24 protein-coding genes are annotated in these 26,482 nt (G+C 66.1%); 8 read left to right on the top strand and 16 right to left on the bottom strand.

The features are described from left to right. Positions 1-14: 14 nt before the first annotated feature. From metF to FHS82_RS08235, 3 genes are all read left to right on the top strand, one after another. A complete protein-coding gene (gene metF / locus FHS82_RS08245; protein WP_166950789.1) occupies positions 15-950 on the top strand; it encodes a methylenetetrahydrofolate reductase [NAD(P)H] in 936 nt (311 codons plus the stop codon). Between the two features lie 47 nt (positions 951-997). Next, on the top strand, positions 998-4,747 hold the full coding sequence (metH, locus tag FHS82_RS08240) for a methionine synthase (protein WP_166950788.1): 3,750 nt from the start codon (positions 998-1,000) through the stop codon (positions 4,745-4,747). A 123-nt stretch (positions 4,748-4,870) separates the two neighbouring features. Beyond that, on the top strand, positions 4,871-5,734 hold the full coding sequence (locus FHS82_RS08235; protein WP_166950787.1) for a bile acid:sodium symporter family protein: 864 nt from the start codon (positions 4,871-4,873) through the stop codon (positions 5,732-5,734). A 134-nt stretch (positions 5,735-5,868) separates the two neighbouring features. On the opposite strand, the gene ssb is transcribed toward FHS82_RS08235, so the two are convergent. After that, positions 5,869-6,387: a single-stranded DNA-binding protein gene (ssb, locus tag FHS82_RS08230; protein WP_166950786.1), complete on the bottom strand. Its 519-nt coding sequence runs from the start codon at positions 6,385-6,387 to the stop codon at positions 5,869-5,871. Positions 6,388-6,692: 305 nt separating this feature from the next. Between ssb and uvrA the strand changes: the two genes are divergently transcribed. The 3 genes from uvrA (at position 6,693) to trmFO (ending at position 11,599) form a co-directional block, all read left to right on the top strand. Then, positions 6,693-9,623 (top strand): excinuclease ABC subunit UvrA, encoded by a 2,931-nt coding sequence (gene uvrA, locus FHS82_RS08225; RefSeq protein ID WP_166950785.1) that lies wholly within the window; start codon positions 6,693-6,695, stop codon positions 9,621-9,623. Positions 9,624-9,827: 204 nt separating this feature from the next. Next, positions 9,828-9,983: a DUF1127 domain-containing protein gene (locus tag FHS82_RS08220; RefSeq protein ID WP_166950783.1), complete on the top strand. Its 156-nt coding sequence runs from the start codon at positions 9,828-9,830 to the stop codon at positions 9,981-9,983. A 158-nt stretch (positions 9,984-10,141) separates the two neighbouring features. Further along, positions 10,142-11,599: a methylenetetrahydrofolate--tRNA-(uracil(54)-C(5))-methyltransferase (FADH(2)-oxidizing) TrmFO gene (trmFO, locus tag FHS82_RS08215; protein ID WP_166950781.1), complete on the top strand. Its 1,458-nt coding sequence runs from the start codon at positions 10,142-10,144 to the stop codon at positions 11,597-11,599. Here trmFO and FHS82_RS08210 read toward each other — a convergent pair. The 5 genes from FHS82_RS08210 to yajC all read right to left on the bottom strand — a co-directional run bounded on the left by FHS82_RS08210 (position 11,558) and on the right by yajC (position 16,048). Beyond that, positions 11,558-12,418, bottom strand: coding sequence for a phytoene/squalene synthase family protein (locus FHS82_RS08210; RefSeq protein ID WP_166950779.1), 861 nt, complete (start codon positions 12,416-12,418; stop codon positions 11,558-11,560). The two genes, trmFO and FHS82_RS08210, sit on opposite strands and share 42 nt — an antisense overlap. 71 nt (positions 12,419-12,489) lie before the next feature. Beyond that, the gene (locus FHS82_RS08205) at positions 12,490-12,879 is read right to left on the bottom strand and encodes an Mth938-like domain-containing protein (protein WP_166950777.1); all 390 of its coding nucleotides are present in this window, start codon (positions 12,877-12,879) and stop codon (positions 12,490-12,492) included. Continuing rightward, positions 12,879-13,829, bottom strand: coding sequence for a protein translocase subunit SecF (gene secF, locus FHS82_RS08200; protein WP_166950775.1), 951 nt, complete (start codon positions 13,827-13,829; stop codon positions 12,879-12,881). The genes FHS82_RS08205 and secF overlap by 1 nt, the downstream gene beginning before the upstream one ends. 75 nt (positions 13,830-13,904) lie before the next feature. After that, positions 13,905-15,512, bottom strand: a complete 1,608-nt coding sequence (gene secD, locus FHS82_RS08195; protein ID WP_166950773.1) for a protein translocase subunit SecD — start codon at positions 15,510-15,512, stop codon at positions 13,905-13,907. A gap of 191 nt (positions 15,513-15,703) precedes the next feature. After that, positions 15,704-16,048 carry a preprotein translocase subunit YajC gene (gene yajC, locus FHS82_RS08190; RefSeq protein ID WP_208394149.1) on the bottom strand — a complete coding sequence of 115 codons (345 nt, stop codon included), beginning with the start codon at positions 16,046-16,048 and terminating at the stop codon, positions 15,704-15,706. Positions 16,049-16,252: 204 nt separating this feature from the next. On the opposite strand from yajC, the gene FHS82_RS08185 reads away from it, so the two are divergent. Beyond that, complete coding sequence (locus FHS82_RS08185) at positions 16,253-17,125, top strand: ATP-binding protein (protein ID WP_208394167.1); 873 nt, start codon at positions 16,253-16,255, stop codon at positions 17,123-17,125. 60 nt (positions 17,126-17,185) lie between these two features. Here the strand turns inward: FHS82_RS08185 and FHS82_RS08180 are convergent, their stop codons facing one another. From FHS82_RS08180 to FHS82_RS08150, 7 genes are all read right to left on the bottom strand, one after another. Continuing rightward, a complete protein-coding gene (locus FHS82_RS08180) occupies positions 17,186-18,511 on the bottom strand; it encodes a peptidoglycan DD-metalloendopeptidase family protein (protein ID WP_166950767.1) in 1,326 nt (441 codons plus the stop codon). A 174-nt stretch (positions 18,512-18,685) separates the two neighbouring features. Beyond that, positions 18,686-19,417, bottom strand: a complete 732-nt coding sequence (locus FHS82_RS08175) for a protein-L-isoaspartate O-methyltransferase family protein (protein WP_166950765.1) — start codon at positions 19,415-19,417, stop codon at positions 18,686-18,688. A 12-nt stretch (positions 19,418-19,429) separates the two neighbouring features. Next, positions 19,430-20,203: a 5'/3'-nucleotidase SurE gene (gene surE, locus FHS82_RS08170; protein ID WP_166950763.1), complete on the bottom strand. Its 774-nt coding sequence runs from the start codon at positions 20,201-20,203 to the stop codon at positions 19,430-19,432. 35 nt (positions 20,204-20,238) lie between these two features. After that, complete coding sequence (gene serS / locus FHS82_RS08165) at positions 20,239-21,534, bottom strand: serine--tRNA ligase (RefSeq protein ID WP_166950761.1); 1,296 nt, start codon at positions 21,532-21,534, stop codon at positions 20,239-20,241. A gap of 81 nt (positions 21,535-21,615) precedes the next feature. Then, on the bottom strand, positions 21,616-22,452 hold the full coding sequence (gene tatC / locus FHS82_RS08160) for a twin-arginine translocase subunit TatC (RefSeq protein WP_166950759.1): 837 nt from the start codon (positions 22,450-22,452) through the stop codon (positions 21,616-21,618). Next, the gene (tatB, locus tag FHS82_RS20915) at positions 22,449-23,120 is read right to left on the bottom strand and encodes a Sec-independent protein translocase protein TatB (RefSeq protein ID WP_208394148.1); all 672 of its coding nucleotides are present in this window, start codon (positions 23,118-23,120) and stop codon (positions 22,449-22,451) included. Before tatB ends, tatC begins: the two co-directional genes overlap by 4 nt. A gap of 110 nt (positions 23,121-23,230) precedes the next feature. Beyond that, positions 23,231-23,470: a twin-arginine translocase TatA/TatE family subunit gene (locus tag FHS82_RS08150; RefSeq protein WP_166950757.1), complete on the bottom strand. Its 240-nt coding sequence runs from the start codon at positions 23,468-23,470 to the stop codon at positions 23,231-23,233. Between the two features lie 285 nt (positions 23,471-23,755). Here FHS82_RS08150 and rpmG point away from each other — a divergent pair, with 285 nt between their 5' ends. Beyond that, entirely contained in the window at positions 23,756-23,923 is a 168-nt protein-coding gene (gene rpmG, locus FHS82_RS08145; protein ID WP_166950755.1) for a 50S ribosomal protein L33, read from the top strand. A gap of 69 nt (positions 23,924-23,992) precedes the next feature. Here the strand turns inward: rpmG and FHS82_RS08140 are convergent, their stop codons facing one another. From FHS82_RS08140 to FHS82_RS08135, 3 genes are read right to left on the bottom strand one after another with little or no spacing between them, the layout of a single operon-like run. Continuing rightward, positions 23,993-25,165: a GNAT family N-acetyltransferase gene (locus FHS82_RS08140; RefSeq protein ID WP_246225190.1), complete on the bottom strand. Its 1,173-nt coding sequence runs from the start codon at positions 25,163-25,165 to the stop codon at positions 23,993-23,995. After that, positions 25,162-25,917 (bottom strand): glycerophosphodiester phosphodiesterase family protein, encoded by a 756-nt coding sequence (locus FHS82_RS21105; protein WP_246225188.1) that lies wholly within the window; start codon positions 25,915-25,917, stop codon positions 25,162-25,164. Before FHS82_RS21105 ends, FHS82_RS08140 begins: the two co-directional genes overlap by 4 nt. Then, positions 25,917-26,387 carry a RidA family protein gene (locus tag FHS82_RS08135; RefSeq protein WP_166950751.1) on the bottom strand — a complete coding sequence of 157 codons (471 nt, stop codon included), beginning with the start codon at positions 26,385-26,387 and terminating at the stop codon, positions 25,917-25,919. Before FHS82_RS08135 ends, FHS82_RS21105 begins: the two co-directional genes overlap by 1 nt. Positions 26,388-26,482: the final 95 nt, after the last annotated feature.

Below are 26,482 nucleotides of genomic sequence, written 5' to 3'. Positions count from 1 at the left end.
CGGGAGTTTTTGATATGACGCTTCATGAATCCCGTCCCGGGTTCCGACCAGGCTTCCGGCCGAGCCGCGACGGCACGCGCCCGGTGCGCGTCTCGCTGGAGTTCTTTCCGCCGAAAACGCCGGCGATGGAAGAGACGCTCTGGGCCTCGATCAAGCGGCTGGAGCCGCTGCGTCCCGCTTTCGTCTCGGTGACCTACGGCGCGGGGGGCTCAACGCGCGAGCGCACGCACGCCACCGTCCGGCGCATCGTGGAGGAGACGGCGCTGCGCCCGGCCGCGCATCTCACCTGCGTCTCCGCGACGAGGGCGGAGGTGGACGACGTCATCCGCTCCTATGCCGAGGCGGGCGTGCATCACATCGTGGCGCTGCGCGGCGATCCGGCCGGCGGCATCGGCACGCCGTATGCGCCGCATCCGGAAGGCTACGCCTCGACGCCCGAGCTGATCGCGGGCATCCGCCAGATCGGCGATTTCGAGATCAGCGTTTCCGCCTATCCGGAAAAACACCCGGAGAGCGCGAGCATCGATGTCGATATCGATGTGCTGCGGCAGAAGGTCGAGGCGGGCGCGGCGCGCGCGATCACCCAGTTCTTCTTCGATAACGATGTGTACTTCCGCTATCTCGACAAGGTGCGCGCGGCGGGCATCGATATCCCCGTGGTACCGGGCATCCTGCCGGTGCAGAATTTCCGCCAGACGGCGGCCTTCACCGCCCGCGCGGGGGCGAGCGTGCCGGCCTGGCTCGCGCAGCGCTTCGACGGCCTCGACGACGACGCGGAGACGCGCCGCCTGATCGCGGCGGCGGTGGCCGCCGAACAGGTGTTCGATCTGGTGGACCGCGGCGTCACCGATATCCATTTCTATACGATGAACCGCGCCGATCTCGTCTACGCGATCTGCCATCTGCTGGGCCTGCGCCCGTTGGCCGGGCAGGCGCAAGCAGCCGCCTGACGCGGTTTCAGCGCCGCCCCGTGCGGCGGAGAGAGGATGAGTTGAGAATGAGTACATCGCCGGTTGTTGACGGAGCCGAGGTCCGCAGGGCGTTGACGGCCGCCGCGCGGGAGCGCATCCTGATCCTCGACGGCGCCATGGGCACCATGGTGCAGGGCCTGAAGCTGACGGAGGCCGACTTCCGCGGCGAGCGCTTCCGGGACCACGGACAGGACCTGAAGGGCAACAACGACATCCTCGTGCTCACGAAGCCGGACGCCATCCGCGACATCCACCTGCAATATTTCCTGGCCGGCGCGGATATCGTCGAGACGAACACCTTCTCCGGCACCTCGATCGCGCAGGCCGACTACGGGCTGGAATCAGCGGTGTTTGACATCAACTTCGAGGGCGCGCGGCTGGCCCGCGAGGCCGCCACCATCGCGCGGGAGAAAGACGGCCGCCGGCGTTTCGTGGCGGGCGCCATCGGCCCGACGAACCGCACGCTGTCGATCTCGCCGGATGTCAACGATCCCGGCTATCGCGCTGTAACCTTTGACGAAGTGCGCGGCGCCTATGCCGAGCAGACGCGCGGGCTGATCGCGGGCGGCGCGGACGTCATCCTGATCGAGACCATTTTCGACACGCTGAACGCCAAGGCCGCCGTCATCGCCGCCGAACAGGTGTTCGCGGAAACCGGCGTGCGGCTGCCGATCATGATTTCCGGTACGATCACGGACCTCTCCGGGCGAACTCTGTCCGGGCAGACGCCGACGGCCTTCTGGTATTCGCTGCGCCACGCAGACCCTTTCTCCATCGGCCTCAACTGCGCGCTCGGCGCGCGGGAGATGCGCGCGCATATCCAGGAGCTGGGGCAGGCGGCGGACACTTTCGTCTGCGCCTATCCGAACGCGGGGCTGCCGAACGAGTTCGGCCTCTATGACGAAAGCCCGGAAGCAATGGCGAAGCTCATCGGCGAGTTCGCCGGAGCCGGGCTCGTCAACATCGTCGGCGGCTGCTGCGGCACGACGCCCGACCATATCCGCGCCATTGCCGAGACGGTGGCGGACAAGGCGCCGCGCAAGCCGGCGACGCAACCGCCGCTGCTGCGCCTCTCGGGCCTCGAACCATTCACGCTGACGCCCGACATTCCCTTCGTCAACGTCGGCGAGCGCACCAACGTGACCGGCTCCGCGCGCTTCCGCAAGTTGATTACGGCCGGCGACTACGCAGCGGCGCTGGATGTGGCACGGGATCAGGTCGCGAACGGCGCGCAGGTCATCGACATCAACATGGACGAAGGCCTGCTCGACAGTGAGAAGGCGATGACGACCTTCCTCAATCTGGTGGCGTCCGAGCCCGACATCGCCCGCGTGCCGATCATGGTCGATTCCTCGAAGTTCAGCGTCATAGAGGCCGGGCTGAAGTGCCTGCAGGGCAGGGGAATCGTCAACTCCATCTCGCTCAAGGAGGGCGAGGAAAAGTTCCTGCACGAGGCGCGCATCGTGCGTGCCTATGGCGCGGCGGTCGTGGTCATGGCGTTCGATGAGACGGGGCAGGCGGATACGCAGGCGCGCAAGGTCGAGATATGCACACGCGCCTACAAGTTGCTGACGGAGGAGGCGGGCTTTCCGCCGGAGGACATCGTCTTCGATCCCAACATCTTCGCCGTCGCGACCGGCATCGAGGAGCACGACAACTACGGCGTCGATTTCATCGAGGCGACACGCCGCATCCGCCAGACCCTGCCGCATGCGCACATCTCAGGCGGCGTTTCCAACCTGTCGTTCTCGTTCCGCGGCAACGAGCCGGTGCGCGAGGCGATGCACGCCGTTTTCCTCTACCACGCCATCCAGGCTGGCATGGACATGGGCATTGTCAACGCCGGGCAGCTTTCCGTCTATGACGAGATCGACCCCGCGCTGCGCGAGGCGTGCGAGGACGTGATCCTGAACCGGCGCAAGGACGGCACCGAGCGGCTGCTGGCGCTTGCCGAGGATTTCAGGGGCAAGGGCAAGCAGGCGCGCGAGGCGGACCTGACGTGGCGCACCTGGGAAGTCGGCAAGCGTCTCGAACACGCGCTCGTCAACGGCATCACCGAATATATCGAGGACGATGTCGACCAGGCCCGCCTTGCCGCGCAGCGCCCGCTGCACGTCATCGAGGGGCCGCTGATGGCGGGCATGAATGTGGTCGGCGACCTGTTCGGCGCCGGCAAGATGTTCCTGCCACAGGTGGTGAAATCCGCCCGCGTGATGAAGCAGGCCGTGGCCTATCTCATGCCCTTCATGGAAAAGGAGAAGCAGGAGACGGGCCTCTCCCAGCTGTCTTCCGCCGGCAAGGTGCTGATGGCGACCGTGAAGGGCGACGTGCACGACATCGGCAAGAACATCGTCGGCGTCGTGCTGGCGTGCAACAATTACGAGATCATCGATCTCGGCGTCATGGTGCCGGCACAGAAGATTCTCGACACGGCGCGCGCGGAGAAGGTCGATATCATCGGCCTCTCCGGCCTCATCACGCCCTCGCTCGACGAGATGGCGCATGTGGCGGCGGAGCTGGAGCGCGAGGGCTTCGACGTCCCGCTGCTCATCGGCGGCGCCACCACGAGCCGGGTGCATACGGCGGTGAAAATCCACCCCAACTACGCGCGCGGGCAGGCGATCCACGTCAACGACGCCAGCCGCGCCGTGGGCGTGGTGTCGTCGCTGCTCTCGCCGGACCTGCGCGACGGCTATATCGCCGGCGTCCGCGAGGACTACGCGAAGGCCGCCGCCGCCCATGCGCGCGCCGAGGCCGACAAGAAGCGCGTGCTGATCGAGAAGGCGAGGGCGAACCATTTCGCCGTCGACTGGGCGAACTACACGCCGCCCAGACCTGCATTCCTCGGCACGCGCACCTTCAGCAGCTACGACGTGGGCGAACTCGCGCGCTACATCGACTGGACGCCGTTCTTCCAGTCATGGGAGCTGCGCGGGCGCTTCCCGGATATCCTCGCCGACGAAACGCAGGGCCCGGTGGCGCGCCAACTCTATGCGGAAGCTCAGGAGATGCTGAAGCGGATCGTCGACGAGCGCTGGTTCACGCCTAAGGCCGTCATAGGCTTCTGGCCGGCGAATGCGGTGGGCGACGATATCGCGCTCTATACGGGCGAAAGCCGTCAGGAGCGGATCGCGACCTTCTATACCCTGCGCCAGCAACTCGCCCGGCGCGACGGCAAGCCGAACGTGGCGTTGTCCGATTTCGTCGCGCCCGGGGGCAGCGGCAAGGCCGACTACATTGGCGGTTTCGTGGTGACCTCCGGCCTCGCCGAGGAGCGAATTGCCAAACGCTTCGAGCACGCCAACGACGACTATGCCTCCATCCTCGTCAAGGCGCTCGCCGACAGGCTGGCGGAAGCCTTCGCGGAGCGGATGCACCAGCGCGTGCGGCGCGAATTCTGGGGCTACGCACCCGACGAACGCGAGGACGATTACGAGGCGTTGCTGCGCGAGGACTATCGGGGCATCCGTCCGGCGCCGGGCTATCCGGCCCAGCCCGACCACACCGAGAAGGCGACGCTGTTCGACCTGTTGAAGGCGGAAGAGCGCATCGGCGTGAAGCTCACCGAGAGCTACGCGATGTGGCCGGGATCATCGGTTTCGGGGCTCTACCTGTCGCATCCTCAAGCGTTCTACTTCGGCGTCGCCAAGGTGGAGCGCGATCAGGTGGAAGATTATGCACTGCGCAAGGGCATGGACGTGGCCGAGGTCGAGCGCTGGCTCGGCCCGATCCTCAACTACGATCCCGCGGCCTATGCCCGCGTGGCGGCGGAGTGATCCTGCCCGTCGCCGCGCGCCATCCCGCACGCGGCGACGACCCGCAGGCCGGGGGCGTGGCAGTCATGGCATAAATCCCGGGATAAATAATATCGTTATATTCTTCACGCATAGAGTGCAGGCATGACGCTCGCGCACCTGCTGTTGCTGACGATCAAGGTCAGCATCCTCTTTCTCGTCTTCACGATCGGTCTTTCCGCCAGACGGGAGGATGCGATATACCTTGTGCAGCATCGCGCGCTTTTCCTGCGCTCGATCCTCGCCATGAACGTCATCATGGTTGTCGTCGCCGCAGCGATCGCCGCGCTGTTCCATCTGCCGCGGCCGGTCAGCATCGCGCTGGTGGCGCTGGCGGTCTCGCCGGTGCCACCCATCCTTGCCAACAAGCAGCGCGGGGCGGGCGGCTCGGCCACCTATACCATCGGCCTGCTGGTGGCGGCCTCGCTCATGGCGATCGTTCTGGCACCGCTCGCCGTGAGACTCGTCGGCGCGGCATTCGGACACGATACGGGCATATCGGCGCTCAAGATAGGCTTCATAGAACTCACGTCCGTCATCGCGCCGCTGGCAGCCGGCATTGCTGTGCGGCACTACGCGCCGGCCTTCGCGGACCGGATTGCCCGGCCTGTTTCAGCTGCAGCGATGGCGCTGCTCGTCGCCGCATGCCTGCCGGTGCTGTTCGTGGCATGGCCGGCTGTATGGGCGATGGTGGGCAACGGCGTCGCCGTCGCGCTGGCGGCCTTCACGCTGATCGGTCTTCTGGTCGGCCACCAGCTCGGTGGTCCAGAGCCGAAGGACCGCACCGTGCTGGCACTGGCGACTGGAACGCGCCATCCGGGAATCGCCATGGCAATCGCCAGCGTCAATTTCCCCGACGAAAGAGCCGCGCTCGCCGTCGTTCTCTACCATCTGGTCATCGGCACGCTGGTGTCGATTCCTTATATCAAATGGCGACGTCGTGTAGCTGGCGCCACGCAGGGGGTGTGACGCGGCTACACGGATAGATGAATCGCGTAAGCACGATTATGGAACCTAAGCGCGACCCGATGTGCGGCAATACCTGAACCTGCAGGCCGCCGGCAACCGGCCAAGGAATGCCGGCATGCCGACAGATACCGCGATCAGAACGGAATATCGTCGTCGAGGTCCGTGGAATAGTTCCCGGACTGGCCGCCTCCGTAGCTGCCGCTGCCCGATGTCTGCGACCTGTCGCTGACGGCCGGGCGCGATGGCTCCGCGCCGGCGAAGCTGCCGCCGCCATACCCGCCGGCGCCTTCCTCACCGCCGCCGCGGCTGTCGAGAATCGTCAGTTCGCCCCGGAAGCGCTGCAGCACCACCTCGGTCGTATAGCGCTCCTGGCCGTCCTTGTCCTGATACTTGCGCGTCTGCAGCTGACCTTCCACATAGACCTTGGTGCCCTTGCGCAGGTACTGTTCGACGATACGCACGAGATTCTCGTTGAAGATCACGACATTATGCCATTCCGTCCGCTCGCGGCGCTCGCCGGTCCCCTTGTCGCGCCAGGTCTCGGACGTGGCGATGCGCAGGCTCGCGACCGGCTCTCCCGAATTGAGGCGCCGAATCTCCGGATCGCGCCCGAGATTGCCGACGAGAATGACCTTGTTGACGCTGCCTGCCATACCGATGTCCTCCTGCTGCGGGTGCCGTTGGCGAACCCGGACAATACGCGAATCCGCCGGTGCCACCAATCCGCACGCCCGGCCCCGAAGCGCTTATGCCCGGAAAACGCCGCCAATCGAACCTACCCGTCCCGCAAAGAAAATTGTTCTTGAAATGTTCCTAATGCAGTGCAAAAGTGAATGCAAGACCGATTTTCGACAAACGCACAACACCGGGCATCGGATGCCGCTATGATCGCCTTGCGCATGACGACTTTTCCTGACCGTATTCCGGCGTGCCTTTTTCTGCAACCGGCTGGTGACTGATGGCCTCTCTTGACGACCTTTTCGATGGCTCGACCCCGCTGCCGGCGGGCCCCCGCCACGTGATCAGCATTCGCGGCGCGCGCGAGCACAACCTGAAGAACGTCGACCTGACGATCCCGCGCGACAGGCTCGTGGTGTTCACGGGCCTGTCGGGATCCGGCAAATCATCGCTGGCCTTCGACACGATTTATGCCGAGGGGCAGCGCCGCTATGTCGAATCGCTGTCCGCCTACGCTCGCCAGTTCCTGGAGATGATGCAGAAGCCGGACGTCGACCAGATCGACGGCCTGTCGCCAGCCATCTCCATCGAGCAGAAGACGACTTCGCGCAACCCGCGCTCCACCGTCGGCACGGTGACGGAGATCTACGATTACATGCGCCTGCTGTGGGCGCGCGTCGGCGTGCCCTATTCGCCGGCGACGGGCCTGCCGATCGAAAGCCAGACAGTCAGCCAGATGGTCGACCGGGTGCTCGCCCTGCCGGAGAAGACGCGCTTCTATCTGCTCGCGCCCGTGGTGCGCGGGCGCAAGGGCGAGTACCGCAAGGAACTCGCCGAGTTCCTGAAACGCGGCTTCCAGCGTGTGAAGATCGACGGCGTCTTCCACGAGATCGCGGACGCGCCATCGCTCGACAAGAAGCTGAAGCATGACATCGACGTTGTGGTCGACCGGCTGGTCGTGCGCACCGATATGGCGTCGCGCCTGTCGGAATCGCTGGAGACCGCGCTCGATCTGGTGGACGGCATTGCCGTCATCGAATTCGCCGACGAAACGGACGAATCAGGCGCGCCGCGCCGGCTGATTCTGTCGTCGAAATTCGCCTGCCCCGTCTCCGGCTTCACGATTCCGGAGATCGAGCCGCGGCTGTTCTCGTTCAACAACCCCTATGGCGCCTGCCCGGTCTGCGACGGGCTCGGCCGCGAGATGCACGTCTCGCCCACGCTGGTGGTGCCGGACGAGGGCCGCACGCTGCGCGACGGCGCGGTGGCGCCTTGGGCGAAATCGACCTCGCCTTATTACGCCCAGACGCTCGACGCGCTCTCCGCTCACTTCGGCGAGGGCATGGCGACGAAGTGGTCGGAGCTGTCGGAGGGCCTGCGCAACGCCATTCTCTACGGCACCGGGCGCGAGAAGGTGCGCATCCTCTATGCGGACGGCAGCCGCAGCTATGAGGTCAACAAGCCGTTCGAGGGTGTCATACCCAATCTCGAACGGCGCTGGAAGGAGACGGACAGCGAATGGGCGCGGGAGGACATCGCGCGCTTCATGTCCGAGACGCCCTGCGCCGCCTGCAACGGCTTCCGCCTCAAGCCCGAGGCGCTGGCCGTGAAGATCGCGGGGAAACATATCGGCGAGGTGTCGCAACTGTCGGTCAGCGACGCGCGCGGCTGGTTCGAGGCGGCGCCGGTGACGCTGACCGAGCAGCAGAACGCGATCGCCTACCGCATCCTGAAGGAAATCCGTGAGCGGCTCACCTTCCTGCTCGATGTGGGGTTGGAGTACCTCACGCTGGCGCGCGCCTCCGGCACGCTTTCGGGCGGCGAGAGCCAGCGCATCAGGCTTGCGTCCCAGATCGGATCGGGCCTCACCGGCGTGCTCTATGTGTTGGACGAGCCATCCATCGGCCTGCACCAGCGCGACAACGAGCGGCTGCTGCAGACGCTGAAGCGCCTTCGGGATCTCGGCAACACCGTGATCGTGGTCGAGCACGACGAGGACGCCATCCTGCAGGCGGATTATGTCGTCGACGTCGGGCCCGGCGCGGGCGTCCACGGCGGGCGCATCGTGGCGCAGGGCACGCCCGGGGAGCTGCTGAAATCCCCCGATTCGCTGACGGCCAGGTATCTGACCGGCGAACTCTCGGTGCCGGTGCCCGCCAAGCGCCGCAAGCCGCAGAAAAGCCGCATGCTGACGCTCAGGGGCGCGCGGGGCAACAACCTCAAGAACGTCACCGCCGCGTTTCCGCTCGGCACCTTCACCTGCGTCACCGGCGTGTCGGGCGGCGGCAAGTCCACCCTCGTCATCGACACGCTCTACCAGGCGGCGGCGCGGCATCTGAATGGCGCTGTGGCCCACCCTGCCCCGTTCGACGCACTTGACGGGCTGGAGCAGCTCGACAAGGTGATCGACATCGATCAGTCGCCCATCGGCCGCACGCCGCGCTCGAATCCGGCCACCTATACGGGCGCGTTCACGCCGATCCGCGAATGGTTTGCCGGCCTGCCGGAGGCGAAGGCGCGCGGCTACCAGCCGGGGAGGTTCTCGTTCAACGTCAAGGGCGGGCGCTGCGAGGCGTGCCAGGGCGACGGCGTCATCAAGATCGAGATGCACTTCCTGCCCGATGTCTACGTCACCTGCGACGTTTGCAAGGGCAAGCGCTACGAACGCGAGACGCTGGAGGTGAAATACCGCGACCACTCCATTGCCGACGTGCTCGACATGACGGTCGACGAGGGGCTGGAGCTGTTCAAGGCCGTGCCGGCCATCCGCGACCGCCTGCAGACGCTGTCGCGCGTCGGGCTCGGCTATGTGAAGGTAGGCCAGCCCGCGACGACGCTGTCCGGCGGCGAGGCGCAGCGGGTCAAGCTCTCCAAGGAGCTGTCGAAACGCGCCACCGGCCGCACACTCTATATCCTCGACGAGCCGACCACCGGCCTGCATTTCCATGACGTCGCCAAGCTGCTCGAAGTGCTGCACGAACTCGTCGAGCAGGGCAACACCGTCGTGGTGATCGAGCATAACCTCGAAGTCATCAAGACGGCGGACTGGATCATAGACATGGGGCCCGAGGGCGGCGATGGCGGCGGGCGGATCGTCGCGCAGGGCACGCCGGAGACGATCGCCGCAGACGAGAAGAGCCATACGGGCCATTTCCTGCGGGAAGTGCTGGCCCGCCGACCTCTTCGCAAGCGCACACAAGCGGCGGAATGACGAGAGCGCAATGCTTACACATGAAACCATTTATCTTTTTGCCCCAATTGTGGGCAAATCGTGAAGAAACTGCCTTCTAGCCATGCATTGAATGCCTGACTGATCTTCCAAATGCCCTCTCCCTCAGCATGCGCTGGTGACGTATATTGCATCGCAACAGTGCAGGAGATTAATCCCTCCGCATCGCTGCATCAGGAGAGTGTGATGATCGTTTCTTATATTCTGTCCAAAATCCGCGCTTGGCGTCTGTACCGTGAGACCATTCGCGAGCTTTCGCAGCTTTCGGATCGTGAGTTGAACGACGTTGGTCTGTCCCGCTGGGAAATCCCGTACGTCGCCAAGAAGTATTCCAATGCGTGACTGTGGCACGCATTGGCGTGACACCGGCACCGTGAAGGCCTCGATAGAACGCCCGTCCTGTTAGCAGGCGGGCGTTCTTGTTTGGGCGCTTGCGGTAAGCCGCGGCGAGGACGCTAACCTCGCTTGACGCTTGCCCCCATAAGCGACACATAGACCGGATGACGAATCCGGTTCACATAATAGGGGGAGGGCTCGCGGGCAGCGAGGCTGCCTGGCAGGTCGCCTCCCAGGGCGTGCCCGTCGTGCTGCACGAGATGCGCCCCGACAACAGTTCCCCCGCCCACAAGACAGACGGGCTGGCCGAACTGGTCTGCTCCAATTCCTTCCGCTCGGACGATGCCGGCACCAACGCTGTCGGACTGTTGCATCAGGAGATGCGGGCGCTCGGCTCGCTGATTATGGCGCATGCGGATGCCCATCAGGTGCCGGCGGGTGGCGCGCTCGCCGTGGACCGCGAGGGCTTCTCGCAGTCGGTGACAGCAGCCATCGGCGCGCATCCGCTCATCACCGTCGTGCGGGAGGAGGTGAAGGACCTGCCGCCCGAGGACTGGGGGCGGACGATCATCGCCACCGGCCCCCTCACCTCGCAGGCGCTGGCGGACGCGGTGCAGGGAGCCACCGGCGAAGGCGCGCTCGCCTTCTTCGATGCCATCGCGCCCATCGTCCATGCGGATACGATCAACCGCGACATCGTCTGGGCGCAATCGCGCTACGACAAGGCGGGGCCGGGCGGCACGGGCGCCGATTACCTCAACTGCCCGATGACGCAGGAACAGTACGAAGCATTCGTCGACGCGCTGCTGGCCGGCGAGAAGACGGACTTCCGGGAATTCGAAAAAAACACGCCCTATTTCAACGCCTGCCTGCCCATCGAGGTGATGGCGGAACGCGGGCGCGAGACATTGCGCTTCGGCCCGATGAAGCCGGTGGGCCTGACCAATCCCAACAATCCTCTCGTCAAGCCCTACGCCATCGTGCAGTTGCGGCAGGATAACGCTTCCGCGACGCTCTACAACATCGTCGGCTTTCAGACGAAACTGAAGTACGGCGAGCAGACGCGCATCCTGCGCATGATTCCCGGCCTCGAAAACGCCGAGTTCGCACGGCTGGGCGGCCTGCACCGCAACACCTTCATCAACTCCCCCCGCCTGCTCGACAGGACGCTGCGGCTGCAAGCGCTGCCACGCCTGCGCTTCGCCGGACAGATCACCGGCTGCGAGGGCTATGTGGAAAGTGCGGCGGTGGGCCTCATGGCCGGACGCTTTGCCGCAGCCGAGGACACGGGGGCGAGCCTGCCCCTTCCGCCCCGGACGACGGCGATCGGCGCGCTGCTCGACTACATCACCGGTGGCCATGTCTCCGTCGATGCGGACGACGACGGCGCGGAGGGTGAGGCCGTATCGAAACCCTCCTCGTTCCAGCCGATGAACGTGAACTTCGGCCTGTTTCCGCCGCTCACCGAGGCGCTGCGCTCGGAGGACGGCAAGCGGCTGCGGGGATCGGCCAAGGCACTCGCACGCAAGCAGGCGCTGACGACGCGGGCGCGGCGGGACCTCGCGTCGTGGCTGGCTACCCTATCGGCCCCAGCGCCCGGCTGTCCGCCAGAAGGCCCATAGCCGACGCCATTGCGGCAGATCGATGATGGAGCGCGACGGCGTGTAGCCGCGCTGCTCCATGCGCGCGAGATAAGCCGGAACGGTAGCCGCCGCCAGAAAGGCCGCCCGGGCCTCCGGCGCCACATCAGCCATGGCCGTCTCGGTCTTGGTGAAATGATCGCGAGCAACCGCCCGCAGGTCGGCGAGCGCCCGTGACAGACCCGGGCCATCGGCGGCGCCCGTCGTCAGGCTTTCGCGGCTCACGCCGTGCCGTTCCAGAACGTCGGCGGGCAGGTAGACCTGCCCCCGCCGCAAATGCCACGGCAGGGCGCGCAGCAGGCCGGTCATCGCATGGGCGACGCCCGCATGCCCGGCGGCGTCCGCGCCGCCCGGATCGCGGCCATCGGCCAGCACGATGCTCGCCAGCCGGAACAGGGCGGACGATGTCTCCCCGCAATATCCCTCCAGATCGGCGAGCGAAGGCATCGGGTCGTCGTAGAGATCGAAGACGCGCGCGTCGATCAGGTCGTGGAAGGCCTGCACAGGAAGCGAAAAGCGGGTGATGGTGGCGATCAAAGCCTCGCTCACCGGGTCGCCCTGCGCGCCGCTTTGTGCGGCGTCAATCACATCCCGCCACCATTGCAGGCGGATTTCGCCCGGAAGGGGCGCACTGACCGATTCGCGCACGCACGCGACCGCATGGTTGAAGGCATAGAGCGCGTGGAGATAGGGCCGCTTGTCCGCCGGTGCGAAGAGGCTCGCCCAGTAACGGTCCGGTTCGTGCTCGCGCACGATGGCTTCGCAATGGGAGAAGGCAGACACGGAAACGGTCGGCGCCATCGTGCGCTCCAAAGCAATTTCAGCAAACGGTGACTGCACCCTTGCAACGACACGCCGACATGACGGGGAGATTACTCCACGACGATCAGGACAGCCGCCACGCGCCGGTCTTCCGCCAGCAGGACGTTGTAGGTGCTGATCGCCGCCCCGGTCTGCATGGTCTCGAATCGCACGCCTGCCTCCGAAAGGAACTGCCGCAGACCGGCAGGCAGCAGCTGCATGTTGCGCCCGGTGCCGAGGAGCAGCAGTTCGACCCCCTCGCCTTCCGCCGCGACCTGCGTCAGCTGCACCGTGGACAGATCGGCGACTGAGGCCGCTTCGATGGCAACGACGCCGGACGGCAACAGCAGCAGCGATCCCCGGTGCGACATGCCGGCGAATCGGAAGCCGCCATTGCCGTAGGCCGTCACGGGATGCTGCCCTGGCAGGAAACCCTCGTAGCGTGCCTCCGGCTTCGACATCAGGGCGTCTGCTCCGCTGCGTCCGCCCGCGTCGCCGCCTGTGCCGACTCGGCCGGGCGCGAACGCAAGCCGAGATAGATCAGGATGGGCGATGACACGAACACCGCCGAGTATGTGCAGATCACCACGCCGAACAGCATGACCTCCGCGAAGCCGCGAATCGCCTCACCCCCGAACAGCACGAGCGCCAGCACGGCGAGGAAGGTCGTCGTGGCGGTCATCGCGGTGCGTGACATGGTGGTGTTGACGGAAACGTCGAGCAGCTCCTCGACCGATATGCTCTTGTAACGGCGCATCAGTTCGCGCGTGCGGTCGAACACCACCACCGTCTCGTTGAGCGAATAACCGACGATGGTCAGGATCGCGGCGATCGACGTCATGTTGAATTCGGACTGCGTGACGACGAAGAAGCCGACCGTGAGAATGATATCGTGGATGGTGCCGATGATGGCGCCGATCGCGAGCTGCAGCTCGAACCGGAACCACAGGTAGGCCATCACCGCGCCGATCGCCAGCACGATGCCGAGCGTGCCCGAGCGCACTAGTTCGCCCGACACGCGCGGCCCCACCGTCTCCACGCGGCGGAACTCGTAATCCGCCTCGAAGGTCGCGCGCGCCTGCTGCACGACGTTGCTCTGTGCGCCCTCGCCGCCTTCCTGGATGGGGAAACGCAGCGACACACCGCCCTGCGTGCCGAATTCCTGCACCTCGACGCCGCCGAAGCCGAGCCCCTCCGCCGTCTGCCGGATGGCGCCCGCATCGGCCTTGCCGGACTTGGCCTGCATCTCGATCAGCGTGCCGCCCTTGAAATCGATGCCGAAATTGAGGCCGACAGTCATGCCGAGAACGACCGTCATCACGACCAGCAGCGCCGACAGCGGCAGCGTGATGCGCCGGAAGCGGACGAAGCCGAAACGGGTGTCATCGGGGTAGATGCGAAGCAGGCGCACTCTCGTCTCTCCTCAGCGGGCGGCCCGCGCGGGGCGGCGCCAACCCTTCACTTCAATACGTTCGAACGGCAGTCTTCAGAACGGCAGTCTCTTGGGCCGTGCCAGCCGGTACCACAGCGCCACCATCATCCGCGTCATGGTGACGGCGGTGATGACCGTCGTCAGGATGCCGAGGATGAACACCACGGCGAAGCCACGCACGGGCCCGGACCCCAGGAAGAACAGGATCAGCGCAGCGATCAGCATGGTGGAGTTCGAATCGATGATCGTCGCGAAAGCGCGGTTGAAGCCGGCTTCCAGCGCCGTGATCAGCGAGCGCCCTGCCCGCGATTCCTCGCGCATGCGCTCGTATATGAGCACGTTCGAGTCCACCGCCGTGCCGATGGTCAGCACGATGCCCGCGATGCCGGGCAGCGTCAGTGTCGCGCCGAGCAGCGACATCAGCGCGAAGATGAACACGACGTGGACAACGAGCGCGATGTTGGCGATCAGTCCGAAAAGGCCATATGTCGCGAACATGAACAGCACGACGAACACCGTGGAGACCGCCACCGCCGCCTTGCCGGCCTCGATGGAGTCCTGCCCCAGACCGGGCCCCACCGTGCGCTCCTCCACGATGGTGAGCTTGGCGGGCAGCGCGCCGGCGCGCAGCAGGATGGCGAGGTTGTTGGCCTGCTCCACCGTGAAGCTGCCGGAGATCATGCCCGAACCGCCGGTGATCGGCGTCTGGATACGGGGAGCGGAGATCACCTCGTTGTCGAGCACGATGGCCATCAGGCGGCCCACGTTCTCCGTCGTCGCCTGTCCGAAGCGCTGCGCGCCACGCATGTTGAAGCGGAAATTGACGATGGGCCGGCCGGTCTGAGAGTCGAACGATGGCTGCGCATCGACGAGGTCGGCGCCGTCAACCGCCTGCTGGCGCTCCACCGGGAAGGTCTGGCCGGGGATCTCCTGCGAGGGAATGTTCTCCACGTCGCCGGAGCCCGTCTCCGACACGAAGCGGAATTCGAGCTTGGCCGTGCGGCCGAGGATTTCCTTCAGCCTCTGCGGGTCCTGCAGGCCCGGCACCTGCACCTGCACGCGATCCGCGCCCTCACGCTGGATGTTGGGTTCGGTGGTGCCAAGTGCGTCCACGCGCCGGCGCAGCACCTCTATCGCCTGATCGACGGCGCGGCGCACCCGATCGTTGATGCCGGCATCGGACAGCGTCAGGCGGATGAGGCCGTCGGCGTCCGCGGTGATGTCAATCGTGGAAGCGCCCGCCTGCCCCAGCAGCGGATTGCCGATGGGCTGCGACAATTCGCGCAGCCGCGGCAGCACCTTGTTGCGCGCCTCGCCGTCGGGAATGCGAATCTGCACGCCGCGCGGCTGCACGACAATGCCACCCTGCGCCGTCACCCGCTCGTCCCGCAGGATGGCGCGCACGTCGTCGCGCAGCAGGTTGAGCTGCGTACGCAGCAGATCGTTCGTATCGACCTCCAGCACGACATGCGAACCGCCTTGCAGGTCGAGGCCGAGCACGATGCCCTGATGCGGCACCAGCGCGCGCGGTATCCACGACGGCACGGACGCGATGAAGGCGTCACGCTGGGCGGGGGTGAACAGGCTGGGCGCGGCGAAAAGAAAGCCGAGCATGGTAAGCACGAGAACGGCAACGACCTTGCCGGTCGAATAACGGAGCATTGTCGGGCGGCCTTCCTGATGCCGGGCGGATAGCCGTACGCCGATCCGCGCGCAGGGCCAATCTTGTTTTCCTGTCGGGCATCGGACCGATCCGGAAGCCGGTTTCCGCCTCGCGGTCCGATGCGCCAGTGTCCTCTGTCCGGCGGTCGCGGCGCCGGAGAATACGGGCGATTACGTCGCTGCGCCGCCGGTTACTTGCCGGCGTCGTTGGCGGCCTCGCCCTTCACCGGTTCGCCCTTCGCGCGGACGTCCGCGATGGTCGAGCGCACGATGCGGGCCTTCACGCCGTCGGCGATTTCCGCCTCCAGCTCGTTGTCGTCGATGACCCGCGTCACCTTGGCGATGAAGCCGCCGGAGGTCACGATGGTATCGCCGCGCCGCACACCCTTCACCATCTCCTGATGCGCCTTGGCGCGCTTCTGCTGCGGGCGCAGGATCAGGAACCACATCACCACGAAGATGAGGATGAAGGGGATGAACTGGATAATGATGCTGCTCCCGGTGGGAGCGGCGGTCGTGCCCTGGGCAAAGGCCATCGAAATCAAGGGTCATCCTCCAGACAGAAAGAACGCGCCAATCCGGTATGGATATGGAGTCGGAAAGTTGCGGGGACTATAACCATCGCGCAAGCGAAATCAAACGCCTCAAATCGGCTTTCGGAGTCGCGGGGCGAAAACATCGAAGGGTGAATGTCCATGACGGATGAGCGTTCGGGCGGCGACGCAGGTGCGGCGGCTGCCATGCAACTGGGCGAGGCGCTTTTCAGGGAAATCAGGCGTCTTGCCGAGGCGGTCGAACGGCTGGCGCCACCGGCCTCCCCCGCGCCGGACATCGCCGCCGCCGACGCCTTCGTATGGCAGCCGCCGGGCACGCTCGCTCCCGTGCCGCGCGTGAACCGGGTGGAAATCGGCCTGCTGCGTGGCATCGACCGGCTGCGCGACACCTTGGCCGAGAACACAGAACGCTTCGCCGGAGGGCTGCCCGCCAACAACGCGCTGCTGTGGGGCGCGCGCGGCATGGGCAAGTCCTCGCTCGTGAAGGCGGTGCATGCGCAAATCAATGCCGCGCGTGCCTCGGCAGGCGCCCTGCCGCTCAAACTTGTGGAAATTCACCGAGAGGATATCGAAAGCCTTCCCGGTTTGATGGCGATCCTGCGCGCGGACGCGCATCGCTTCATCGTGTTCTGCGACGACCTGTCGTTCGACGCAGACGACACCTCCTACAAGTCGCTGAAGGCCGTGCTGGAGGGCGGCATCGAGGGGCGGCCGACGAATGTCGTATTCTACGCCACCTCGAACCGACGGCATCTGCTGCCGCGCGACATGATGGACAACGAGCGCGCCACCGCCATCAACCCCGGCGAAGCCATCGAGGAGAAGGTCTCGCTATCCGACCGCTTCGGCCTTTGGCTCGGGTTCCACAAGTGCAGCCAGGACGAATATCTCGACATGGTCTATGGCTACGCGGAACGTTTCGGCCTCGATCTGCTGCGCGAGAAGCTGCGGGCCGACGCGCTCGAATGGTCGACAACGCGCGGCGCGCGCTCCGGGCGCACGGCGTGGCAGTATGTGACGGACCTCGCCGGGCGGCTCGGCGTGCCCATCGACGCCTGATCCAACAGGCAAGGGCCGCGCTTGCGTGCGGCCCTTGCCTGTTTTCCGTGGTCCGGGCGATCACAAGCCCGCGAGGTGCGGCACGGGATCGACCGGCTTGGAACCCTTGCGCAACTCGAAATGAAGCTGGGGCGAGGTGACATTGCCCGTCTGGCCGGACTTGGCGATGGTCTGGCCACGCGACACCTTGTCGCCGCGCTTGACATTCAGCTCGCCGTTGTTGGCGTAGGCGCTCACCCAGCCGTTGTCGTGGCGGATCAGCACCAGGTTGCCGTAGCCTTTCAGCTCGCTGCCGGCATAGGCGACGACGCCGCCCTCCGCTGCCTTCACTGCCGTGCCTTCCGGTACGGCGATGTTGATGCCCTCGTTGCCGCTGCCGAAGCCGTTGATGACGCGCCCACGGGCCGGCCAGCGGAAGCCGGCGCTGTCCTCGGCCGCAGCCTTCGCCGCGACTTCCGGCTGCCTGTCTTCCGCAACCGGCTTTGCCTGTGCGGGCGCCGGCGTCACGGCTGCGACCGGCTTCTGCTCAACGACCTTCGGAGCCGCGACGGCCTTGGGCACCGCCGCCGCCACGGCAGCCTTGGGAGTTGCAGCCGGCGTCGCGACCGGAGGCAACGCAGCGACGACCTGGCGCGCGGGCGGAGACGCCGGCGCGGCCGTGCTGACCTTCGCGATCCGGGCAGCCTGATCGTTCAGCGAGCCTTCGGCCCGCGCCACAGGCTTCGCGACGGCGTGCGACACGTTGCTGACGGCGCCGGCAGCCTTCGTCGCCGTGTGCGTCGCCGCCTGCTGCACGGGAGCGGCCGCCGAGGTGACTGTCGATCTCACGCTGCTGGCGGCAGCAGTTGCGGTTGCGGCCGGGGCGGCTCCGCCGCCGGCGTTGTACACGGGAATGACCAGTCGCTGGCCGGGCGCGATCTGATTGGCGCCGGAAAGGCCGTTCGCGGCGAGGATGGCGGCCGTCGGCACGTTGTAACGCCCCGACAGGGTGGCGAGCGTATCGCCGGTGCCGACATAGACCTGCGACCCGCCCTGCGCCGTCCAGCCCCTGGCGGTGCCGCCCACGGCCTCGACGCGGCTCGCCGCCTGCTGCGCGGCGGCGTTCACCGGCGCGCTGTAGTTCGGCTGCGGGGAAGCCTGCCGGACGGGAACCGGCGGATCAAGCGGCGCCGACTGCACGGGCATCGACGGCGAGTAGCCGATGCTGCCCGTCGTCGTGTTGTCGGCCCGCGCATTACTGAATGGATTGGCAAACGGGTTGTCCCCGAACCGCAAGGTATCGGAACTGCATGCCGCAACGGCGCTCGCCAGCAATCCTGCCACGGCAAGACGTTGGATGGACCCCGCATGAACCACCGGCAGCAACGTTTTTTCGCTCTCAGGCATTGCCCCCACCTAACCCGTACCCGTGAATCTCGATGGGTCAATAAGATCGGATTCTGGTTAAACAAGCGTTGCCAAACCGGTGTTCGGGGGAAATTGATTCACCTTGAATGACGATTTCCGGTGCAGTGTCGTGACACAGCCTTGCTGCCATGTTCCGCGCAGCAGGCGCAACCCTCACAGCACGCGCGCGACGCCATGCGCCAGCGGCGGCAAGCGGACGGGGCCAAGGATTTCCTGCGTGAACTCCGGCCCTTCCTCCAGCAGTTGCTGCCCGCCGGCTCCGTGCTCCGCCGGAACGGCTTCCGGCAGCGCGCGGCGGGTCACGCGCACGAGTCGCGACTCGCCCCCGATAACCTGCGCGCCGACCAGCACACCGCCGGGGTTGAGGCTCGCGAGCAGCGGCGCGGGAAACTCGCTGGCGATGGTGCCGTTCAGCAGGATGCGGTCAAGGCGCTGCCCGGCGACGTCAGCCGCGGACAGGCCGTCGCCAGGCAGGACGAGCGCGTTGGCAAGCCCGATGGTCGCGAGTCTCTCCGTCGCCGCGAGCGCAAGGGTGCGGTAACGCTCCACCGAGATCACCTGCGCCCCCAGCCGGGCGAGCACCGCCGTCACATAGCCCGAGCCGGTGCCGACCTCGAAAATCCTGTGTCGGGGCGCGACTTTCAACGCCATCACCATGGTGGCGATGATGCCCGGCGCCGTCATCGTCTGGCCACACGGCAGCGGCAGCGATATGTCGGCCCGCGCCAGATCGCTGAAACGGCGCGGCGCGAAAAGTGGGCGCGGCGCCATCTCCATGGCCCGCAGCAGGGCGGTGTCACGGATGCCGCGCTCCCGCAGCGCGAGCAGGAAGGCAACCGTTTCTTCCGCTGTACGATCCGGCTGGTGCGAATCCGCCTGGGACATGTGCGCAGCCGACTATCCACGAAGCCCGTGGAACAGGCCGGCGTAGCGCGTCATGGTCGGCTCGTGGGTAAAGTCGATCTGCAGGGGCGTGACCGAGATGCGGTTGTTGCGCACCGCCCACAAATCCGTGCCGTCGACGGGCTCATGCGGATTGCGCGCGCCCATCAGCCAGTAATACGGCTTGTTGCGGCCGTCCAGCCGCTCCTCGACCTTCAGCAGCGCGAGGTTGCGCCGCCCCTGCGCCGTGACCGCGATGCCGGCGACCTGCTCGGGCGCGCAGCTCGGGAAGTTCACGTTGACCAGAATGCCCGGCTCGATCCCGGCCTTCACCACGCGGCGGACAACCTCGCCCGCATGGGTGGCGCTGCAGTCCCAATTGGCGTCACCGCGCCCGCCGGGACCGTACACCTGCGACAGGGCAATGGAGGGAATGCCGAGGATGGCTCCCTCCATCGCGCCGGCCACCGTGCCGGAATAGATGACGTCCTCGGCGACGTTCTGGCCGATGTTGATGCCGGACAGCACCAGGTCTGGCAGCACATCCTTGAAGAGATGACGCACGGCCATGATGACGCAGTCGGTGGGCGTGCCGGATACGGCGAACCGTTGCCCGCCCAGATCGCGCAGCCGCAGCGGATCGTGTAGCGACAGCGAATGCGATACGCCGCTCTGATCGGTCTCGGGCGCGACGACCCATACGTCGTCGGACAGCTCGGCCGCCACCCGCGCCAGTATGGCGATTCCCTCGGCGTTGATTCCGTCGTCGTTGGTCACGAGAATGCGCATGGCCCGCTCCTTGCCGCCCAGACTTCCATTTCAGCTCAGGAAATGGCCTCGATCCGCTCGATGCCGCCCATGTAGGAGCGCAACGCATCCGGCACCGTGACCGACCCGTCGCCATTCTGCCACGTTTCCATGACGGCGATGAGCGCGCGGCCGACCGCCGTGCCCGATCCGTTGAGCGTATGCACGAAGCGGGCGCCCTTGCCGAACGTCTTCTCGTCGTCGGGCCGGTAGCGGGCGTTCATGCGGCGCGCCTGAAAATCACCGCAGACCGAACAGCTCGAAATCTCACGGTACGCCTGCTGGCCCGGCAGCCAGACCTCGATGTCGTAAGTCTTCTGCGAGGCAAAGCCCATGTCGCCGGTGCACAGCGTCACCACGCGGTAATGCAGGTCCAGCGCCTTCAGCACGGCCTCCGCGCAGGACAGCAGCCGCTCGTGCTCATCGCGCGATGTTTCGGGCGTGGTGATCGAGACGAGTTCCACCTTGGTGAACTGATGCTGGCGCAGCATGCCGCGCGTGTCGCGTCCCGCCGCACCAGCCTCACGCCGGAAGCAGGGAGTAAGCGCCGCGAAGCGCAGCGGCAGCTCGCCCTCCGGCAGGATGATCTCGCGCACGAGATTCGTCAGCGGCACCTCGGCGGTGGGGATGAGCCACTTGTCGTCGGAGACGGCGAACTGATCGTCGCGGAACTTCGGCAATTGCGCCGTGCCGAACATCGTGTCGTCATGCACCAGCAGCGGCGGATTCACTTCCGTGTAGCCGTTGTGTTGCGTGTGGATGTCAAGCATGAACTGGCCGATAGCGCGCTCCAGCCGGGCGAGATGCCCCTTGAGCACGACGAAGCGCGATCCGGACAGCTTCGCCGCCGTCTCGAAGTCCATCTGCCGCAGTTCCTCGCCGAGTTCGAAGTGCTGGCGTGGCGCGAAATCGAACTCCCGGCGCGTACCGAAGACGTGATGCACGACATTGGCGCTTTCGTCCGGACCATCCGGCACCTCGGCGAGCGGCGTGTTCGGCAGGGCTGCGAGAACCTCGTCCAGTTCCGCGATGGCGGCCTTCTGGGCCTCTTCCGCCTCCTGCATGGCTTCCTTGAGGGAGGCGACCTCGGCCATCAGCGCCTGCGCCCGCTCCTCGTCCCGGGCGGCCTTGGCCTGACCGACCTCCTTCGACAACGCGTTGCGCTTCTCCTGAAGCACCTGCAGCGAGGCGATGGCGGACTTGCGCCGTTCGTCGATCGCAACGATGGATTGCGCCACCGCCGGCAGCCCCCGCCGCCCCAGCGCCGCATCGAAGCCTTCGGAGTTATCGCGAATGATACGGATGTCGTGCATGACGTTCCCGAACGGCGGCGCGGGCGCACCGCCTCTCCTTAATCTGCCTGCCTCGCCCATGCCGGACGGGTGCGCGGCGGACTATCCGTCCTGCCGCGCGGCATCCGCCGCGGCGCGTTTCTTCTCGGTCAGACGAACCGAGACGATGGAAAGCTCGTAAAGGAGCAACGTCGGCACCGCAAGCGCGATCTGGCTGATGATGTCCGGCGGGGTCAGCACGGCCGCGACCGCGAACACGATGACGATGGCGTAGCGGCGTTTCGACGTGAGGAAAGCGGAATCGATCACCCCCGCCCGTGCCAGCAGGTTGAGAATCACGGGCAACTGGAAACAGATGCCGAAGGCCAGAATCAGCGTCGTGATCAGCGACAGGTACTCGCTCACCTTGGGCAGGAGCTGGATAGCCGCCTGTCCGGCCTCCGCCACCTGCTGCTGGCCGAGCGAAAAGCGCATGACGATCGGCATCGCGATGAAGTACACCACCAGCGCGCCAAGCACGAAGAAGAACGGCGTGGCATAAAGATAAGGCAGGAAGGCCTGGCGCTCGTTCTTGTAGAGCCCCGGCGCGACGAACTTGTAGATCTGGATGGCGACCACCGGGAACGACAAGAACGCCGCGCCGAAGGCCGCGATCTTGATCTGGGTGAACAGGTATTCGAGCGGCGCCGTATAGATAAGACGCACGTCCGCCCCCTCGCCCGCCGCGAAAATATAGGGCCAGACCAGAATATTATAGATCTGCTTCGCGAAGGCAAACGACAGGAAGAACATCACGATGAAGGCCAGCATGGCCTTGATCAGGCGCGAGCGAAGCTCGATGAGATGATCGATGAGAGGCGCGCGGGATGCCTCGATCTCGTCTTCGTCTGAAGGATGGGCGTTCACGTCATCGCTCGCTCGGGTCACTTGCGTACTCATTGGCCGCCCTCGCTGCCGCCCGGCGGCGTCACGGGGGCAGACGGCCGCTGCTTCCGCCGCGCGGCGGAGCGGGCCGGAAGGGCGGAAAACTTCGTCGCCTTGTAAAGACGCGCCGTGCCCGACAACGGACGCGACAGCGGCCTCACCGCCTCCTGCGGCGCCGCCACGATCACACGCCGCCCCTTCTTGTGGACGATGCGGGCAAGCGACGCCTCCGCGACAAGCGGCGGCCCGGCGGGCGCGGGAACCTCCGGCAGGGGCGCGGAAAACTCACCGGCGCGGGCGGCGGACGGGACCACCGACGCCGCGTCGAACCAGTCGGCATGGACGGGCGCCGGAGCGGGCACTTCTGTCTTCGTTTCCGCCTTCTGGAGCGCGTCGCGCAGCTCGTCGCGCACCTGCCGCAACGGATCGAACGCCGTGTTGACCTTGGTATCCATAGCGCGACTTGCGGTGCTCTTCACGTCGCGGACAGTGTCGCGGATTTCGTCTAGTTCCGCCTCGCGCATGGCGGCGTTGAACTGCGTCTGGAACTCGCCGGCCATGCGCCGCATCTTGCCGAATGCCTGCCCCACGGTGCGCAGGACACGCGGCAGCTCGCGCGGGCCGATGACGACAAGCGCGACGGCTCCCACCAGCAGAAGCTCGCTCCAACTCAGATCAAACATGCCGCGCTCTGTCGTCCCGACGCCGATGACAATTCCGGGATGTCACCTCGGAATATCCCTGCAACCAATTGCCGACGCTTGCACATCCGCCCGATCGGGCGGAAGGCGGTTCAGCTCACCTTGTTTTCCTGGGGCGCCGCCTGGTTCGCCGTTTCCTGATGCGTCACGGGCTTCTGCGCCGCATCGTTGTCCGCAGCCGGCTTGTCGTCATCGGACAGGCCCTTCTTGAACGCCTTGATGCCCTTCGCGACATCGCCCATCAGGTCGGAAATCTTGCCGCGTCCGCCGAAAAGGAGCAGCACGAGGCCACCGACGATGATCCAGTGCCAGATACTGCCAAATCCACCCATGCCAAATCCTCCCGCAACGAATCAAACACGCACGCCCGCCGCCGCTCTCGACGCATCATCGGTTTAACCTAGGTACGTCAGAAGGCGAAAACAAGATTTTCATCGCATCCCGCGATGCGGCGTTTCTTCCTAGTCGGACCGGCGGGGAAAAGCCGCCCGAAGGGAGTTGCGCGCCCTTGACACGGGCCTTGCGATGCTGCATGTCAATAACATGAATAGCCGGGTTTCCGGCTTTTTGCATTTTTTCGGACGCCCGCCGCGGCGTCACCTGACAGAGGTTACGCCATGGCCAAGGCCACCACGATCAAGATCAAGCTCGCTTCGACGGCAGGCACGGGTTACTTTTACGTGACGAAGAAGAATTCGCGCACGATGACCGACAAGCTGGCGATCAAGAAGTACGATCCCGTCGCGCGCAAGCACGTCGAGTTCAAGGAAACGAAGATCAAGTAAGGCTGCCGCTGAGGTAGTTTTGTACTTGCGCCGAATGCCCCCGCGATGCGCTCCGGGGGCGTTTTGCGTTTACGGTGTCGGCTTGCGGAACGGGGTTTCCCCTTCCAGATAACACGCCTCCCGCTCCACCGCCGGGCGCTCCTGCGCCAGATAGTCCGCGACGGCGCGCCGCAGGGCCGGATCGGCGATATCGTGGCAGGAATGGGTCAGCACCGGCCGATAGCCACGCGCCAGTTTATGCTCGCCCTGCGCACCCGCCTCCACGCGCGCAAGTCCATTGGCGATGGCGAAATCGATCGCCTGATAATAGCAGACCTCGAAATGCAGGAACGGGTGTTCCTCGATCGCCCCCCAATGGCGGCCGAACAGCGTATTCTGCCCGATGAAGTTGATGGCGCCCGCAATGTAGCGCCCGGCACGCTTCGCCATGACGAGCAGCACCCTGTCCGCGAAGGTGCGGCCGATTTTGTCGTAGAAGGCGCGTGTCAGGTAGGGGCGGCCCCATTTGCGGTTGCCGGTGTCCTGATAGAAGGCGAAGAAGGCGTCCCAGTGCTCCTCTGCGATGTCGCTGCCGCGCAGGTGCTCGACGGTGATCCCCGGCGCCAGCGCCTCACGCCGCTCGCGCCGGATGGTCTTGCGCCTGCGTGACGCGAGGGCGGACAGAAAGTCCTCGAACGAGCCGAAGCCTTCGTTGAGCCAATGGTACTGGCAATCGATACGCGGCAGGAAACCTGCCTGCTCCAGCCGTTCCGAATCCGCATTCGTCGTAAAATTGACGTGGATGGACGACGCTCCGGCTTCTTTCCGCAGCGCGCGCAGGCCGCCGATCAGCGCGTTGCGCGCCTCTTCCTGCGCCGGACCGTCGCGTACCAGCAGGCGCGGCCCGGTCGCGGGCGTGAAGGGCACCGCGACGAGAAGCTTCGGATAGTAGCGCCCCCCTGCCCGCTCATAGGCATCCGCCCAGGCGTGATCGAACACGTATTCGCCTTGAGAGTGGCCTTTCAGATAGCATGGCGCCGTGGCGGCGAGCCTGCCCGCATCGTCATGGACGGTCAGGTGCAGCGGCTGCCAGCCGGCACGCGGCGCGGCGGAGCGCGATTCCTCCAGCGCGCGCAGGAAAGCGTGGCGGACGAAGGGGTTGTCGGCGTCTTCCCCCGGCGCGTGCCGCGCGCTGTCAAGCGCGCAGGCATCCCATTCTGCGGCGGGAATGGCAGCGATGGCTCCCGCGACGCCGATCTTCAAGGATGGAAGCCCTCGAAAATGATCTGGTCGGCGAACCGGGCCGCCGCCTCGCGGTCGTCGGGGCTGCGCACCGTCCACGTCAGCACCGGCAGGCCGAAATGGCGCGCCAGCGCGGGTGTCGTGTGCGGCAGGTCCTTCACATGCCAGGCGATAAAGTCCGGCCGGCTGCGGTCTATGTGGAGGAAGTTCGTCAGCTCGTGCCGCTGCTCGTCGGAAAGCTCCTGCCATTCGCCGTGCGTATAGGCGGCTTCCGCGACGACGCCGCGCGGGCGATCCGGGGCGAGCGCGCGCAGCGCCTCCACCACATCCGGATCGAACGACATCAGCGCCACCGGCTCGCTGCGCCGATTCACGATGTCGGCCGTGCGGCGCGTCAGCCGCAGGTCGCCGTCGAAGCGGCTCTTGATCTCGACGATCAGCGGCACGCGGCCGCCGATCAGGTCGAGATAGGCGTCAAGGGTGACGATACGGTCGGTCGAGCCCTTGTAGGAGAGCGCGGCGAGTTCCGCCACGCTCAGGTCGTCGACACGCCCCTGCCCGGTCGTCAGCCTGTCGAGCGTGAAGTCATGGAACACGACGGCCTCGCCATCGGCGGAGAGCTGCACGTCGCATTCGATGGCGAAACCCGCCCGCGCCGCCACCTGCCCGGCCGTGGGCGTGTTCTCGACCACGCCGAGCGCGGCATCGTGCAAGCCGCGATGCGCGACCGGCCGGGCGGCGAGCCAATCGGAGGCGGAGGCGGGCGCGCTCATCAGGCGACCTCGATCAGGGCTTCGACCTCAACCGCCGCGCCCAGCGGCAGCTCCGCGACGCCGACGGTGGAGCGGGCGTGACGGCCCGCATCGCCCAGCACGGCGACGACGAGATCGGAGGCGCCGTTCATGACGGGCGCGATCGCGGTGAAGCCCGGCGCCGCGTTGATGAAGCCGCCGAGGCGTACGACGCGCACGATTCGCGACAGGTCGCCCACGGCAGCCTGCGCCTGGGCCAATACATTGATGGCGGCGAGGCGCGCGGCCTCGGCAGCCGTTTCCGGCGCCACGTCGCCGCCGACCTTGCCCTTGTGCGCCGGGTCGATGGTGCCATCGGCGCCCAGCGGCAACTGGCCGGAAATGACGAGCAGCGACCCCGACTGGACGAACGAGACATAATTGGCGACGGGGATCGCGGGCGTCGGCAGCGCGATGCCGAGTTCGGCGAGTTTCGTATCGATGGCGCTCATGGCTCGATCTCTCTCTGATTGGCGAACGGGAAAGGCATGCGGACCGGCGCGGCCCACCCCGATGTTTTGACGGATCGCGCCCGGCAACACAAGGG

It is taken from the genome of Pseudochelatococcus lubricantis, assembly GCF_011762225.1.
Classification (GTDB): Bacteria; Pseudomonadota; Alphaproteobacteria; order Rhizobiales; family Beijerinckiaceae; genus Pseudochelatococcus; species Pseudochelatococcus lubricantis.
This window is presented reverse-complemented; position numbering and strand designations above follow the sequence as displayed.

Bases quoted from the DNA above. Each gene is read 5' to 3' on its own strand.
- metF (WP_166950789.1), top strand. From the start codon at position 15: ATGACGCTTCATGAATCCCGTCCCGGGTTCCGACCAGGCTTCCGGCCG.
- metH (WP_166950788.1), top strand. From the start codon at position 998: ATGAGTACATCGCCGGTTGTTGACGGAGCCGAGGTCCGCAGGGCGTTG.
- FHS82_RS08235 (WP_166950787.1), top strand. From the start codon at position 4,871: ATGACGCTCGCGCACCTGCTGTTGCTGACGATCAAGGTCAGCATCCTC.
- ssb (WP_166950786.1), bottom strand. From the start codon at position 6,387: ATGGCAGGCAGCGTCAACAAGGTCATTCTCGTCGGCAATCTCGGGCGC.
- uvrA (WP_166950785.1), top strand. From the start codon at position 6,693: ATGGCCTCTCTTGACGACCTTTTCGATGGCTCGACCCCGCTGCCGGCG.
- FHS82_RS08220 (WP_166950783.1), top strand. From the start codon at position 9,828: ATGATCGTTTCTTATATTCTGTCCAAAATCCGCGCTTGGCGTCTGTAC.
- trmFO (WP_166950781.1), top strand. From the start codon at position 10,142: ATGACGAATCCGGTTCACATAATAGGGGGAGGGCTCGCGGGCAGCGAG.
- FHS82_RS08210 (WP_166950779.1), bottom strand. From the start codon at position 12,418: ATGGCGCCGACCGTTTCCGTGTCTGCCTTCTCCCATTGCGAAGCCATC.
- FHS82_RS08205 (WP_166950777.1), bottom strand. From the start codon at position 12,879: ATGTCGAAGCCGGAGGCACGCTACGAGGGTTTCCTGCCAGGGCAGCAT.
- secD (WP_166950773.1), bottom strand. From the start codon at position 15,512: ATGCTCCGTTATTCGACCGGCAAGGTCGTTGCCGTTCTCGTGCTTACC.
- yajC (WP_208394149.1), bottom strand. From the start codon at position 16,048: ATGGCCTTTGCCCAGGGCACGACCGCCGCTCCCACCGGGAGCAGCATC.
- FHS82_RS08185 (WP_208394167.1), top strand. From the start codon at position 16,253: ATGCAACTGGGCGAGGCGCTTTTCAGGGAAATCAGGCGTCTTGCCGAG.
- FHS82_RS08180 (WP_166950767.1), bottom strand. From the start codon at position 18,511: ATGCCTGAGAGCGAAAAAACGTTGCTGCCGGTGGTTCATGCGGGGTCC.
- FHS82_RS08175 (WP_166950765.1), bottom strand. From the start codon at position 19,417: ATGTCCCAGGCGGATTCGCACCAGCCGGATCGTACAGCGGAAGAAACG.
- surE (WP_166950763.1), bottom strand. From the start codon at position 20,203: ATGCGCATTCTCGTGACCAACGACGACGGAATCAACGCCGAGGGAATC.
- serS (WP_166950761.1), bottom strand. From the start codon at position 21,534: ATGCACGACATCCGTATCATTCGCGATAACTCCGAAGGCTTCGATGCG.
- tatC (WP_166950759.1), bottom strand. From the start codon at position 22,452: ATGAGTACGCAAGTGACCCGAGCGAGCGATGACGTGAACGCCCATCCT.
- tatB (WP_208394148.1), bottom strand. From the start codon at position 23,120: ATGTTTGATCTGAGTTGGAGCGAGCTTCTGCTGGTGGGAGCCGTCGCG.
- FHS82_RS08150 (WP_166950757.1), bottom strand. From the start codon at position 23,470: ATGGGTGGATTTGGCAGTATCTGGCACTGGATCATCGTCGGTGGCCTC.
- rpmG (WP_166950755.1), top strand. From the start codon at position 23,756: ATGGCCAAGGCCACCACGATCAAGATCAAGCTCGCTTCGACGGCAGGC.
- FHS82_RS21105 (WP_246225188.1), bottom strand. From the start codon at position 25,917: ATGAGCGCGCCCGCCTCCGCCTCCGATTGGCTCGCCGCCCGGCCGGTC.
- FHS82_RS08135 (WP_166950751.1), bottom strand. From the start codon at position 26,387: ATGAGCGCCATCGATACGAAACTCGCCGAACTCGGCATCGCGCTGCCG.